This is a genomic window from Actinomadura fulvescens (genome assembly GCF_039533225.1).
Lineage (GTDB): Bacteria > Actinomycetota > Actinomycetes > Streptosporangiales > Streptosporangiaceae > Spirillospora > Spirillospora fulvescens.
In genome coordinates this window covers 176,436-188,612 of sequence record NZ_BAAATD010000016.1, presented here as the reverse complement: position 1 = coordinate 188,612, position 12,177 = coordinate 176,436, and the positions used below count along the sequence as shown (strand labels likewise).

Genomic DNA, 12,177 nt, shown 5'->3' with positions numbered 1-12,177 from the left:
CGTGTTACTCACCCGTTCGCCGCTCGAGTACCCCCGAAGGGGCCTTTCCGCTCGACTTGCATGTGTTAAGCACGCCGCCAGCGTTCGTCCTGAGCCAGGATCAAACTCTCCATCAAGGCCACACGACAACCCCAACCCCAAACAGAGCCGAAGCTGCCAAACCTCAGAGCAAATCCCAGCAATGCAACCCCCCAAAAAGAGGGCCGCTTTGCCTCAAAGAAATCCCCAACCACAACCCCCAACGAGGGCCGCGGCCACGGGGAGACCAGACACACAAAAGTGCGCTGGCCTATAAAGGCACTGGCTTTTAACACGCTGTTGAGTTCTCAAGAAACGGACACCCACCGTTGGGTCCCGCTTTCGCGTTTCCCGCTCGGAGGCGACTCATTTACTTTATCAGATCCGACCGGCTTGTCAATTTCCGGTCTTTTCTGATTCCGCCGTTCGTGATTCCGCTTGCGCGGCCTCTTTCCGGGCGGGGTGTTGCTATTTCATCAGATCCAGCCGACTTGTCAAAATCAGCCATTCCGACCCACCGCGATACGGAGGGCATGGAGAACCAGACCCTCATGATCGTCACTCGATGGTTTCCCTGTGGGACGGCCGCCGCGCAGGCGTCACGCTCCCCTTCCAGGGACAAGCGGTGAATCTATGCGCTCCTCGGCCGTACGTCAAATCGTCCCCCGCACCCCCCGGCGCCCGCGATGACAACCCGAGTTGCCATTTCCGGGAACCGCCAGGTGGAATGACCCCATGGAGAACTCTCAAGCCATCGCCAGCGCCCTGGCCGAGGTCGGACCTCGGCTCAAGCGGCTCCGGACCGAACGCGGCGTCACGCTCACCTCCCTCGCGGAGGTGACGGGCATCTCCAAGAGCACACTGTCGCGACTCGAGTCGGGGCAGCGCCGGCCCAGCCTGGAGTTGCTGCTCCCGATCGCGCAGGCCCACCAGGTGCCGCTGGACGAGCTCGTCGGCGCCCCCGAGGTCGGCGATCCGCGTATCCGCCTCACGCCCCGTACCTCCAACGGCCGGACCGTCGTGCCGCTGACCCGGCAACCGGGCGGCGTCCAGGCGTTCAAGATGGTGATCCCGAACGAGCACTCCGAGCCCGATCTGCGCGTTCACGAGGGCTACGAATGGATGTACGTGTTGTCGGGCCGTCTGCGCCTCATTCTGGCCGACCACGACATCGTCATGCGCGCGGGCGAGGTCGCCGAGTTCGACACACGCCTGCCGCACTGGTTCGGCAGCACCGGCGAAGGTCCTGTCGAGCTCCTCAGCCTCTTCGGCCCCCAGGGCGAGCGCATCCACGTTCGCGCACAACCGAAGAAGCGATCCTCAGGCACCGGCGACGCCTGAGGGTCCGCAGGCCACCGCACTTACAAGTGCGTACTTCCCGGCAGAGAGCGGCTCTCCGAAAGTGGGTCGCATCGGTGAGGCGGCCCGCCTCGCCCCGCACACCGGAGAGAAACGATGCCTCGACCAGCGTCCCGCGCCCAGATCGCCATCGGCACCACGACCGTCACCTATCTACCCGACGGCCACGGCTGGATTTATCCCGACGTCTACTTCGACTACGGCGTCAACGATGATCCCCTGCTTGCCGACGCATGGGCGACGCATCCCGAATACCTCGACGACGAAGGCCGGCTCCCGGTCAGCATCGGCTCGTTCCTCATACGCACCGAAGACGACAGCGCCATGCTCGTGGACCTTGGGCTGGGCGACGTGGAGTACACGCTTCCCGGCGCGGCCGATTTCAAGGGAGGTGCGCTTCTCGACGGTCTTGCCGCCGAGGGCCTCTCCCCCAACGACATCGACACCGTCGTCTTCACGCATCTGCACCACGACCACGTCGGCTGGGCGAGCGATGTCGCGCCGGCTCCCGGCTATCCGAGGGGACGCGTCGTCTCGGGGCTCACGTTCGGGAACGCCCGGCACCTGGTCAGCGAGGACGAGTGGCGGCATTGGGAGGACCATCCCGGTTTCCCCGGACCTGACGCCCACGCGGCACAGGCGCCGCTCCGCGGGCATCTCGGCTTCGTGAACGACGGCGACGAGATCGCTCCCGGCGTCCGGGTCCTGGCGACTCCGGGTCACACCCCCGGGCACCTCAGCCTGATCGTCACAGATCCGACAGGCCGGGACGAGCGGCGGCTGATCGTCTTGGGCGACGTGATGCACTGCCAGGTCCAGGTCTCCGAGAGCCACTGGTCATGCCGGTTCGACCTCGACGCCGAGCAGAACTCGTCCACTCGGGAATGGATCCTCAAGGAGCTGGAACTGCCCGGAACGATGCTGGCCGCGGGTCATTTCGCGGACCACGTCTTCGGCCGCGCGCTCCCGCCCCGGCCGCGCCGTGCCTGGGCCTCCGCGATCTCGCCTCGGCCGCGCCGCGACTCCGCCGCCCCGATCTCGCCCGGGCCACGGCGCGCGTCCGCCGAGTCCGCCGCACGCCCGCAAGAGCAGGCCGACCGGTGAACGCCCCGTTCAGACGGTCGGCTACCGTGCCGCAGATGCGCGCCCCTCGCACTCGACGTCCCAGGCCTGGTACGCCAGGTCAGGTGCTGGCCTGGTTGCCCGACGGCAGGCCGGCGGACGTCTACAGCGCCCCTTGCCCGTCACGTGCGGCGCTGGACCGGATCGCCGACAAGTGGACGGCGCTCATCGTGGGAGCCCTCAGCACCGGCACCAAGCGGTACGCCGAGCTCCGCCAAGCCATCGAGGGGATCAGCGAGAAGATGCTCACCCAGACCCTGCGCAGCCTCGAACGCGACGGTCTGGTGACGCGCACGGTCCATCCGACCGTTCCTCCGAAGGTCGAGTACGGGCTGACAGAGCTGGGCCGCACGCTCGAAGCACCGCTCGCCGCCGTACGTGACTGGGCGGAGCTCCACATCAACGAGGTCAACGAGGCACGCCTCCGCTACGACACCGACCAAGCCTGACGAAGGGATTTCCATGCCGCAGATCACTGTCGAGTACTCGGCGCGGCTGGCCGGGATGTTCGATCGCCGGGCGTTCGCGCTCGCGCTGCACGCCGACGCGTCCGCACTGATCGACAGCACGCTGGGTAGTTTCAAGACGCGTTTCCACCGCCTCGACGACGTCGTCATCGGGGCGGGAGCGGAGACCGACTTGATGGTCCACGTCGACCTCGCGATCCTGCCCGGGCGCAGCCGGGACCTTAAGCAGAAACTGGGCCAGACCGCCCTCGACCTCCTCGTGCGTCATCTCGGCGAGGTCGCGGGCAACACCGTTCAGGCGACGGTCGAGGTCCGCGATCTCGCGGGCGCCGATTACCACAAACAGGTTGTGAGATGAGGCCTTCACGTGGCCACAGGCGGCCTGTTCAGAGGGTTACGAGAACCGATGCACCCGGAGCAACGTCAACAACACTGACGCACTCCCATGCTTCGGAGGTTCACTTCAGATGAGTTACGACGCCCCCGGCTACGGCGGCTACCCGTCCGCCCCGTCGGGACCCCCGCCCGCCAACCACCTCGTGTGGGCCATCCTCACCACCCTGTTCTGCTGCCTCCCCGCGGGAGTCGTGTCGATCGTCTTCGCCGCGCAGGTCAACTCCAAGTGGCAGTCCGGCGACTACTCGGGCGCCCAGAAGGCGTCCAACAACGCCAAGACGTGGGCCATCGTCTCCGCCGTCGTGGGGGCGATCGGCGGCATCATCTATCTGCTCGTCGTGGTGGCGGCCGCGAGCAACAGCTGACGGTCAGGGGATAATCGAGTCATGTCGTACGTGCGCCGGTCCGCCTCCTCCCTGGGGGGCGGACCGGTGTCCAGGCTGGCGAGGCCGGCCGGCGTGCTGCTGGCCGCCGCCGTCGCCGTCTCGTATCTGGCCGCCGTCGATCCGAACGAGAGCGGCCACTATCCGACCTGCCCGTTCCTGGCGCTGACGGGCTACCAGTGTCCGGGCTGCGGTTCGCTCCGTACGATCCACGCTCTCGCGCACGGCGATCTGGGCGCGGCCTTCGGGCTGAACGTCCTCACCGTCGTCATGATCCCTGTCCTGGCCGGCTTGTGGATCCGCTGGACCGTCGCCCGCGCCCGTAACCGCCCGCCGCGGACCACGCTCGCCGATCCGCGGCTGATCTGGGCGTTTCTCGCCGTGGTCCTGTCGTTCTGGCTGGTGCGCAACCTCGGGTTCGGGTCGTTCCTCGCCGCCTGATCAGGCCGGGTCGGAATAGGCCGCGGGCCGTTTCTCGAAGTAGGCGCGCACGGCTTCGGCCTGGTTGGGCGAGCCGCGCAGGGCGCCCAGCTCGCGCGACTCGGCGAGGTACTGGCCGGCCAGGTCGTCGTCGGCGGCGCGGTTGAGGAGCCGCTTGGCGGCGCGGACGGCGTCCGGGCTGTTGGCCGCGATCTCGCGGGCGAGGTCGGTGGCGGCCTGCCGGGGGTCGTCGGCGGTACGGGTCGCGAGGCCGAGCCGTACGGCCTCCTCGCCCGAGACCATGCGCCCCGTGAAGGTCAGTTCCTTGGCGACGTCCTCGCCCACGAGACGGATGAGGGCCGCGGTCCCGGTCATGTCGGGGACCAGGCCCCAGCGGATCTCCAGCACCGACAGCGTGGCGTCGGGCGCGACGATGCGGAGGTCCGCGCCGAGCGCGATCTGGAGGCCGCCGCCGAGGGCGTGTCCGGTGACCGCCGCGATGACGGGTTGCGGCAGTTCGCGCCAGGTGTGCGCCGCCTGCTGGCCGAGGTTGGTGATGCGGCCCGGCTCGCGTTCGGTGATGTCGGTCAGCAGCCGCCTGAACCGTTCGCCGCCCCGCTGGCCACCATCCGGCTGGCCGCCATCCGGCTGGCCGCCGCCCGGCTGGCCGCCGCCCGGCTGGCCGCCGCCCGGGTGATCGCCGCTGGACGGCGCGTCGGCCATCGCGGCGAAGTTGGCGAAGTCGAGACCCGCGCAGAACGAGCGGCCCTCGCCCGACAGCACGACCGCGCGGACGGAGGGGTCGGCCGCGATCCGGTCACCGGCTTCGGCGAGCGCCTCGAACGTGGCCACGTCGAGGGCGTTGAGCTTGTCCGGGCGGTTCAGCCGTACATCGGCCACGCCCTCGTCGACGGATACGGTCACGCGGTCGGTCATGTCGGGGGCTTCCTCTCCGTCGCGGCTGTCCCCTTCACGATCTCACGGCGTCCGTACACCGGCCGGTGCGGTGGCGCGCCGACGTCACCGCGATGAGTTCGGGTGCGTGCGGGATAGGTGGACGACAGACGGGGAGGAAACGCGCGAGAAGCCATCGAGCGGAGAGGACGACCCGGACCAATGGCGGAGTTTCTCAGTGACGTGACCGCGCTGCGCGAACGTGCCCGTGCGGAGATCGACAAGGGCCCGGTGACCGGGGCGTACGGCGCGGACGTCGACCGGGTCATCCAGGTGTGCAACGAGGCCCTCGCCACCGAACTGGTGTGCGTGCTGCGCTACAAGCGGCACGCCTACACCGCGACCGGCATCTACTCCGAGAGCGTGGTGGCCGAGTTCCAGGAGCACGCCGCCGACGAGTACGAGCACGTCGACAAGCTGGCGAACCGCATCACCCAGCTCGGCGGCGAACCCGACTTCAACCCCGAGATCCTGGCCGGCCGTTCGCACACCCACTACGACGCCAGCCTCGACCTGGTCGAGATGATCAAGGAGGATCTGGTCGCCGAACGCGTCGCGGTCGCCTCCTACACCGAGATCATCCAGTGGCTGGGCAACGGCGACCCCACCACCCGCCGGGTGTTCGAGGACCTGCTGGCCGACGAGGAGGATCACGCGGACGACCTGCGCGGCCTCCTTGAGCGGCTGCCCAAGGACCTCACGGCCTCGTGAGCCCGGCCGTGCACAGATCAGCAAGGGACCGTAAGGGCAACCATGCGGCCCCACATCAGCGCCGATGCGCCGAAACGGCCCGGGCCTTATCAGGCGCTTGACAAATACCGTTTCGCTGGCCGACAGGCATTGCGGACCCGCCTCCGCACCTGGAGCATGCGTCCAGAACGGACGCACACGGCTAAGGTGGCGGGATGTCCGACCAGGATCTGGACGGCGGTAAACCGGACGTGGCGGTAGGCGGCGAGATCGGCGGTACCCCGCCCGGCCGTTCCGCGCGCGGCGGGCGGAAGGCGGGCACCCGCAAGCGACCGCCGTTCCGGCGGCTGCCCTCGGACAGGCGCCGCCAAGAGATCGTCACCACGGCCATCAAGGTGTTCCGCGAACGGCCCGAGTACGAGGTGTCGATCGACGACCTCGCCGCGGCGGCCGGCAGCTCGCGCTCCTCCCTCTACCGCTACTTCGACAGCAAGCAGGAGCTGTACGAGGCGGTCGCCGACCGGGTGGGCGCCGAGGTCATCGATCGGCTGAACGACGTGGACGAGAGCGTCCCGTCGTGGAACCTCATGCTCCGCCTGCACGTGTACTTCGACTTCATCGAGGAGTACGAGGGCATCGTGGGCGGCGTGCTCGCGGTGGGCTCCGGTGAGGCCCCCGAACCGGCGCGCGCCGCCGCCCAGCGCGTCCGCGACCACATCCTGCGGATCACCTGCGACACGCTCGGGGTCATCGAGCCCAGCGCGGGACTGGAGATGGTCATCCGCTCGTGGATCGCCGGTGTGGAGTGGGCCGGGGTCGAATGGCTGCGGACCCGTTCACTCCCCCGCGCCGAGCTGGAGATCCTCCTCGCGCGGCAGCTGGGGATCACGCTCATCGGCGTGGCCCCCAGCGATCCCTCCATCGCCGAACGCGTCTCCTGGTGGGCGAGCGTCGAGCCGCCGGACGGCCCGTTCGGCATCCTCGTCCGCTCCGTCGCCGGCCTCCTCGACGTGAAGATGCTGGGCAACCTCGCCCGCCTCCTCAGCTATGAGGACGCCCCCGCCACCTGACGCCCGACGGCTGCCGCCCGACGGTTGCCAACGGCCGGCGGGCTTGGCGTACGTGCCTTTAGGCGCGGGTGTCCACCAGCAGGGTCTGCAGGCCGCGGCCACACTGGCCGGAGGGGTCGGCGAGCGTCGATTCGGCCAGGGCGCTTCCGCCGGGCGAGGCCTGCAGCCGCGCGCTCATGAAGAGCCATTCGCCGACAGGGTCGCGGTGCAGCGCGAGGGTCAGGTCGGTGTTGATGACAAGCCATCTCGCGAAGTCGAGCTCGCTGCCGACGCCGGACGCGCTGTCGGCCAGGACGAGCGTGCGCACCAGGGGCGTGTCGGGCTCGCCCGCGACGAGCGGGATCTTCGCGCGCGCCCAGACCTCGCCGGGCCCCGGCCGCGCGAACGAGCCCCGCACCAGCCGCCACTCCATCGCGGACAGGTAGCCGTCCGCGTTGACGCCCGCCCAGCCCGCGAACGGCGCCGGGGACGACTCGGGCAGCGGCGGTGGCTGCGGCGCGTTGTCGATCGGGTCGAACCCGTCCGGTGCCGCCGCGATCCGCCACGCGGTGGCGCGGGCGACGGGCCGGTCGTCATGGGTCAGCTCGCCTTCGAGGAGGGCGACCCGCTTCCCGGGCCGCACGGTCCGCGTCGTGACCCGCAGCGGGGCGACCGGGACCGGCCCGAGGATCTCGACGGTCACCCGTCCGATCCGGCCGCCGGCCCCGGGGTCATGGCGTTCGAACGCGCGCCCGAGCAGCGCCGACACCGGACCGGCGTGCTGGAACTCCGGCGACCACGGACCGGCGGTCGCGGGCGTGGCGGCGAATCCGCCGTCGCCGAGCGGCTCGAAGAACGCGGCGGCGGGCGGCTCCCCGGTCGTCATCGCGGCCCTCCCTCACCTCACACCAGAACAAAGTTCTAGGCCAGCGTAGGGCATACGCCCGGGTACGGCCGAAGACTCAATTCTCGACAGTTGCCGGATCCGTTATTGTCACTCGCCCCTATTGTCACGTTGTGCGCATCATGAGCAGACTCACCTGTCAGCCGCGCGGTCGCACGGGCTGCGCACCGTTGCGAGGTGACAGATGACAGCCCTGGACCGTTCCCGGTCGTACCGCCGTTCGTCCGCGCGCTGGCGCCGCTCCCTCGCCACGGGCACGATCGCCGCGACCGTCCTGGGCGCCGGCGTCGTCAGCACCGGCGCGGCGCAGGCCGCACCGCGGCCCCGGGCCGCGGCGGACGGCGCGCGGATCACCAAGACGACCAAGATCGCCGCCCGTGAGTTCGACATCACCATCCAGTCGCCCGCGCTCGCCCGGTCGGTGAACGCGCGCGTCCTCGTCCCGGCGGGCTGGCGGCAGGACGCCGCGCGCACCTGGCCCGTGCTGTACGCCTACCACGGCGGCCAGGACAACTACACGTCCTGGACCAAGAACACCGACATCGAGTCCTGGGCCGCCGCCTACGACGTCATCGTGGTCATGCCCGAGGCGTCCAACGGCTCGTACGCCAACTGGTACAACTACGGCAAGGGCGGCTCTCCCAAGTGGGAGACGTTCCACACGCAGGAGGTCCGCCAGCTCATCGAGCGCAATTACCGCGGCGGCGGCACGCGAGCGGCGATCGGCAACTCCTCGGGCGGGCAGGGAGCGGTCAGCTACGCGGCGCGCCACCCCGGACTGTTCAAGTACGTGGCCTCGCTCAGCGGCATCCTGTCGATGCGTTCGCCCGGCATTCCCGCGATGCTGATGTTCACGAACGCGGGCAACGGGCAGGACCCGTTCGCCATCTGGGGCATCCCGTACGCCGACGACGCCAACTGGGCCTCGTACGACCCGTTCGCGCTGGCCGCAAAACTGAAGGGCACCGGGATTTTCTTCTCGTCCGGTACGACGGGCAAGCCCGGCCCAGGCGACCCGAACGTCGCGCCCTGGGACATCGGCCTGCTGAGCGAGATCGCGGTAGGCGCGAACAACATCGACTTCCGCAAGCGGCTCGACACGGTCGGCGTGCCCTACACCGCCCACGTCTACGGCGACGGGCGGCACAACTGGCCTGCGTGGATCCGCGAGGCCAAGTTCATCTGGCCGACGCTGATGAAGTCCCTCGGCGCCGCCTAGATCCTTCGGCGCCGCCTAGGTCCTTCGGGGCCGCTTAATCGCCGGGATGCCGATCATGGCGTGCGCAAATGTATTTGATAATTGGATAAGCGAGCACTGACGCAATGCGACGACGGGAATATCCGGGGTAACCCTCCGCCGTTCCCGAAAGGCCCCCGCATTGGGTCGACGCATCACCCCCACCTCGCTGGTGGGGGCGTTCATCCTGCTCATTTTCCTCGGCCACACCATCGGTGCCCCCGACTCGGTGATGGCAACTCCCGGAGCGTCCGTCGTCGCCGAGACAATGGTCGCTCCGCGCACACTCGACCTGACCATCGAGTCGCCCGCGATGGGCGGCCGTGAGAAAGTGCGGCTGCTTCTGCCGCCCGGCTGGTCGCGCACCGCCTCGCGCACCTGGCCGACGCTCTGGCTGATGCACGGCGGCGTCGACGGCTACACCGCCTGGACGCGCGACACCGACGTCGAGCGGCTCACCGCCACGTCCGACGTGCTGGTCGTCATGCCGAACGGCGGCCGTTGCGGCAACTACTCCGACTGGTGGAACCACGGGCAAGGCGGCCCGCCCGCCTGGGAGACCTTCCATATGAAGGAGGTCCGGCCGATCCTTGAACGCGGCTACCGGGCGGGCACGGCCCGCGTGATCGCCGGCAACTCGATGGGCGGGCTCGGCACGATGCTGTACGCGGCGCGGTTCCCCGGCTCGTTCAGGGCGGCGGCCTCGTTCAGCGGGTACCTGCATACGCTGTACGGCCACCGGCCGGGCGACGACTCCACCGGCTGGGGTCCGGCGTTCGCCTGTCCCGGCACCGACTGGCGGCGCGTCTGGGGCGACCCGGACGACCAGGCCGCGATCTGGCACGCGCACAACCCCTACGACCTCGCCGGCCGGCTCAGCGGTGTCGAGTTGCGGGTGACCAGCGGCAACGGGCGGCGCGGACCGCTCGGCGGGTCGATCTTCACCGATCCGGTGGAGTCCGCGACCCACGACCACGCCCAGGCGTTCAGCGAACGGCTCCGTAGCCTGGGCATCCCTGTGACGACGCGCTTCTACGACGGCCAGCACGACTGGCCCTACTGGCAGCGGGAGTTGCACCTCGCCTACCCCTCGCTCATGGAGGCGCTGCACCGGTGACGACCGGCAGCTTGCCCGAGATGACGGGCTGTGTACGCTTTTGACGGTATGTATGACGCTGTGATCGTCGGCGGTGGCCACAACGGGCTCGTGGCCGCCGCGTACCTGGCCCGTGCGGGCCGCCGGGTCCTGGTCCTGGAACGCCTGGACCACCTCGGCGGCCTGGCCGTGTCGGAGCGGGTGTTCCCCGGCGTGGACGCGCGGCTGTCGCGGTACTCCTACCTCGTCAGCCTGCTGCCGTCTCGGATCGTGCGCGACCTCGGCCTGCGCGTCGAGCTGCGCCGCCGCCGGTTCGCCTCGTACACCCCGCTTGCCGACGGCGGGCTGCTGGTCGACAACGGCGATCCCGGGCGCACGGCCGCGTCGTTCGCCGGAGTGACCGGCGGCGCCAAGGATTTCGAGGCGTGGCAGCGGTTCTATGAGCTGACCGGCCACGCCGCCCGGCGCGTGGCGCCGACCCTGCTGGAGCCGCTGCGCGACCGTGCGGGGCTGCGGCGGCTGGTGGACGACGAGGAGGCCTGGCGCGACCTGTTCGACCGGCCGATCGGCGAGGTCGTGGACGAACGGTTCGCCGACGACCGCGTCCGCGGGGTCGTGCTCACCGACGCGCTGATCGGCACGTTCGCCGATCCGGCCGATCCGGGGCTGCTCGCCAACCGCTGCCTGCTCTACCACGTCGTCGGCGACGGGACCGGCGACTGGAACGTGCCGGTCGGCGGTATGGGCGCGCTGACGGCGGGCCTGGCCGACACCGCCCGCGCCGCCGGAGCCGAGCTGCGCACCGGCATGGAGGTCGTGGCGATCGACCCGTCCGGCGAAGTGACGTTCCGGGACGAGAACGGCGCGGAGCACGCCGTCAACGCGAAGCGGGTCCTGGCCAACGTGCCTCCGGCCGTCCTGGCGCGCCTCATGGGCGAGTCCCCGGCGCCGGCGACGCCGGAGGGCTCGCAGCTGAAGATCAACATGGTGCTGTCCCGCCTCCCGCGCCTCCACGACACCTCCGTTCGGCCCGACGAGGCGTTCGGCGGCACCTTCCACATCAACGAGGGACGGGCGCAGCTCGCGACCGCCTACGCCGAAGCCGCCGCAGGCCGCGTTCCCGCCCTGCCGCCGGCCGAGGTGTACTGCCACTCGCTCACCGATCCGTCGATCCTCGGCCCGGAGCTGCGGTCGGCCGGGGCGCACACGCTCACGCTCTTCGGCCTGTACATGCCCGCCCGGCTGTTCAGGACCGGAGATCCGGAACGGGCGCGCGACGAGGCCCTGCGCGCCACGCTCGACTCGTTCGACACCGTCCTCGCCGAGCCCATCGAGGACTGCCTGCTGCGCACGCCGGACGGCGCGCCCTGCCTTGAGGTGAAGACGCCCGTCGATCTGGAGAACGACGCCGGGCTGCCGGGCGGCCACATCTTCCATCGCGACCTGTCCTGGCCGTACGCCGAGGCTCCGGCCGAGACCGGGCGGTGGGGAGTCGAGACGGCCCATCCGCGGGTGCTGCTGTGCGGCGCGGGCGCGCGACGCGGGGGCGGCGTCAGCGGCATCCCGGGACACAACGCCGCCCGAGCCGTACTCGACGGCTAGGGTCGGGCGAATGGACGACTACGCGGTTCCCATCTTGCCGAGCCGGGATCTCAACGAGACGCTCGACTTCTACGGTCGTCTGGGCTTCACATCAGAGGGTGCTCCGCCGGAGAAACACGGCTACGTCATCCTGAGCCGCGGAACCGTGGAACTGCATTTCTGGCATGACCCGGATGTGGATCCGTTGTCCACGGCCGCCAGCTGCTACCTGCACGTGAGGGACGTAGACGCCCTCCATCGCGCCTGGGCCGAGATCGGCGTGCCGAGCGACCCGGCCACGGGCAGCCGCCTGGTGCCTCCCGCCGACACCGACTACGGAATGCGGGAGTTCGCCCTCGTCGACCGCAGCGGCAACCTGCTTCGCGTCGGAAGCCGATCGACGTCCTAGTCATTCCGGTCACCAACGGAAGCTGACGGCCGGCGGCGGCGCCGCCTGTTGAACGAACCGCCGGCGGGGTCCGTACCTGGTATCACCGGGCG

At 69.9% G+C, this 12,177-nt stretch carries 14 protein-coding genes and 1 rRNA gene; 12 read left to right on the top strand and 3 right to left on the bottom strand.

The window, feature by feature from the left end; genetic code table 11:
• Positions 1–116: ribosomal RNA gene (locus ABD333_RS41030) — 16S ribosomal RNA — on the bottom strand; the annotation flags it as partial.
• A 637-nt stretch (positions 117–753) separates the two neighbouring features.
• Here ABD333_RS41030 and ABD333_RS41025 point away from each other — a divergent pair.
• The 6 genes from ABD333_RS41025 (at position 754) to ABD333_RS41000 (ending at position 4,186) form a co-directional block, all read left to right on the top strand.
• Positions 754–1,359 carry a helix-turn-helix domain-containing protein gene (locus tag ABD333_RS41025; RefSeq protein WP_344548033.1) on the top strand — a complete coding sequence of 202 codons (606 nt, stop codon included), beginning with the start codon at positions 754–756 and terminating at the stop codon, positions 1,357–1,359.
• A gap of 114 nt (positions 1,360–1,473) precedes the next feature.
• Positions 1,474–2,481: an MBL fold metallo-hydrolase gene (locus ABD333_RS41020; protein WP_344548032.1), complete on the top strand. Its 1,008-nt coding sequence runs from the start codon at positions 1,474–1,476 to the stop codon at positions 2,479–2,481.
• 83 nt (positions 2,482–2,564) lie between these two features.
• Complete coding sequence (locus ABD333_RS41015) at positions 2,565–2,948, top strand: winged helix-turn-helix transcriptional regulator (RefSeq protein ID WP_344548031.1); 384 nt, start codon at positions 2,565–2,567, stop codon at positions 2,946–2,948.
• A gap of 13 nt (positions 2,949–2,961) precedes the next feature.
• Positions 2,962–3,324, top strand: coding sequence for a 5-carboxymethyl-2-hydroxymuconate Delta-isomerase (locus ABD333_RS41010; RefSeq protein ID WP_344548030.1), 363 nt, complete (start codon positions 2,962–2,964; stop codon positions 3,322–3,324).
• A 109-nt stretch (positions 3,325–3,433) separates the two neighbouring features.
• Positions 3,434–3,727 carry a CD225/dispanin family protein gene (locus tag ABD333_RS41005; RefSeq protein WP_344548029.1) on the top strand — a complete coding sequence of 98 codons (294 nt, stop codon included), beginning with the start codon at positions 3,434–3,436 and terminating at the stop codon, positions 3,725–3,727.
• 21 nt (positions 3,728–3,748) lie between these two features.
• Complete coding sequence (locus ABD333_RS41000; protein ID WP_344548028.1) at positions 3,749–4,186, top strand: DUF2752 domain-containing protein; 438 nt, start codon at positions 3,749–3,751, stop codon at positions 4,184–4,186.
• Here ABD333_RS41000 and ABD333_RS40995 read toward each other — a convergent pair whose 3' ends face one another.
• A complete protein-coding gene (locus tag ABD333_RS40995) occupies positions 4,187–5,101 on the bottom strand; it encodes a crotonase/enoyl-CoA hydratase family protein (RefSeq protein ID WP_344548027.1) in 915 nt (304 codons plus the stop codon).
• Between the two features lie 180 nt (positions 5,102–5,281).
• On the opposite strand from ABD333_RS40995, the gene ABD333_RS40990 reads away from it, so the two are divergent.
• Both ABD333_RS40990 and ABD333_RS40985 read left to right on the top strand, forming a co-directional pair.
• Positions 5,282–5,830 (top strand): ferritin-like domain-containing protein, encoded by a 549-nt coding sequence (locus ABD333_RS40990; protein ID WP_344548026.1) that lies wholly within the window; start codon positions 5,282–5,284, stop codon positions 5,828–5,830.
• A gap of 194 nt (positions 5,831–6,024) precedes the next feature.
• Positions 6,025–6,879 carry a TetR/AcrR family transcriptional regulator gene (locus ABD333_RS40985; RefSeq protein ID WP_344548025.1) on the top strand — a complete coding sequence of 285 codons (855 nt, stop codon included), beginning with the start codon at positions 6,025–6,027 and terminating at the stop codon, positions 6,877–6,879.
• Between the two features lie 58 nt (positions 6,880–6,937).
• Here ABD333_RS40985 and ABD333_RS40980 read toward each other — a convergent pair whose 3' ends face one another.
• Complete coding sequence (locus tag ABD333_RS40980) at positions 6,938–7,744, bottom strand: thioesterase family protein (protein WP_344548024.1); 807 nt, start codon at positions 7,742–7,744, stop codon at positions 6,938–6,940.
• Between the two features lie 202 nt (positions 7,745–7,946).
• On the opposite strand from ABD333_RS40980, the gene ABD333_RS40975 reads away from it, so the two are divergent.
• The 4 genes from ABD333_RS40975 to ABD333_RS40960 all read left to right on the top strand — a co-directional run bounded on the left by ABD333_RS40975 (position 7,947) and on the right by ABD333_RS40960 (position 12,085).
• Complete coding sequence (locus ABD333_RS40975) at positions 7,947–8,981, top strand: alpha/beta hydrolase (protein WP_344548023.1); 1,035 nt, start codon at positions 7,947–7,949, stop codon at positions 8,979–8,981.
• Positions 8,982–9,141: 160 nt separating this feature from the next.
• Positions 9,142–10,116 carry an alpha/beta hydrolase gene (locus ABD333_RS40970; RefSeq protein ID WP_344548022.1) on the top strand — a complete coding sequence of 325 codons (975 nt, stop codon included), beginning with the start codon at positions 9,142–9,144 and terminating at the stop codon, positions 10,114–10,116.
• A 48-nt stretch (positions 10,117–10,164) separates the two neighbouring features.
• Positions 10,165–11,697: a phytoene desaturase family protein gene (locus ABD333_RS40965; RefSeq protein WP_344548021.1), complete on the top strand. Its 1,533-nt coding sequence runs from the start codon at positions 10,165–10,167 to the stop codon at positions 11,695–11,697.
• A gap of 10 nt (positions 11,698–11,707) precedes the next feature.
• Complete coding sequence (locus ABD333_RS40960) at positions 11,708–12,085, top strand: bleomycin resistance protein (RefSeq protein WP_344548020.1); 378 nt, start codon at positions 11,708–11,710, stop codon at positions 12,083–12,085.
• Positions 12,086–12,177 lie beyond the last annotated feature (92 nt).

What these genes read in the sequence shown, in the direction of transcription:
- ABD333_RS40975 (WP_344548023.1), top strand. Translation starts at nt 7,947, where the DNA reads ATGACAGCCCTGGACCGTTCCCGGTCGTACCGCCGTTCGTCCGCGCGC.
- ABD333_RS41010 (WP_344548030.1), top strand. Translation starts at nt 2,962, where the DNA reads ATGCCGCAGATCACTGTCGAGTACTCGGCGCGGCTGGCCGGGATGTTC.
- ABD333_RS40990 (WP_344548026.1), top strand. Translation starts at nt 5,282, where the DNA reads ATGGCGGAGTTTCTCAGTGACGTGACCGCGCTGCGCGAACGTGCCCGT.
- ABD333_RS40995 (WP_344548027.1), bottom strand. Translation starts at nt 5,101, where the DNA reads ATGACCGACCGCGTGACCGTATCCGTCGACGAGGGCGTGGCCGATGTA.
- ABD333_RS40980 (WP_344548024.1), bottom strand. Translation starts at nt 7,744, where the DNA reads ATGACGACCGGGGAGCCGCCCGCCGCCGCGTTCTTCGAGCCGCTCGGC.
- ABD333_RS41005 (WP_344548029.1), top strand. Translation starts at nt 3,434, where the DNA reads ATGAGTTACGACGCCCCCGGCTACGGCGGCTACCCGTCCGCCCCGTCG.
- ABD333_RS41000 (WP_344548028.1), top strand. Translation starts at nt 3,749, where the DNA reads ATGTCGTACGTGCGCCGGTCCGCCTCCTCCCTGGGGGGCGGACCGGTG.
- ABD333_RS40985 (WP_344548025.1), top strand. Translation starts at nt 6,025, where the DNA reads ATGTCCGACCAGGATCTGGACGGCGGTAAACCGGACGTGGCGGTAGGC.
- ABD333_RS41025 (WP_344548033.1), top strand. Translation starts at nt 754, where the DNA reads ATGGAGAACTCTCAAGCCATCGCCAGCGCCCTGGCCGAGGTCGGACCT.
- ABD333_RS40960 (WP_344548020.1), top strand. Translation starts at nt 11,708, where the DNA reads ATGGACGACTACGCGGTTCCCATCTTGCCGAGCCGGGATCTCAACGAG.
- ABD333_RS41020 (WP_344548032.1), top strand. Translation starts at nt 1,474, where the DNA reads ATGCCTCGACCAGCGTCCCGCGCCCAGATCGCCATCGGCACCACGACC.
- ABD333_RS40965 (WP_344548021.1), top strand. Translation starts at nt 10,165, where the DNA reads ATGTATGACGCTGTGATCGTCGGCGGTGGCCACAACGGGCTCGTGGCC.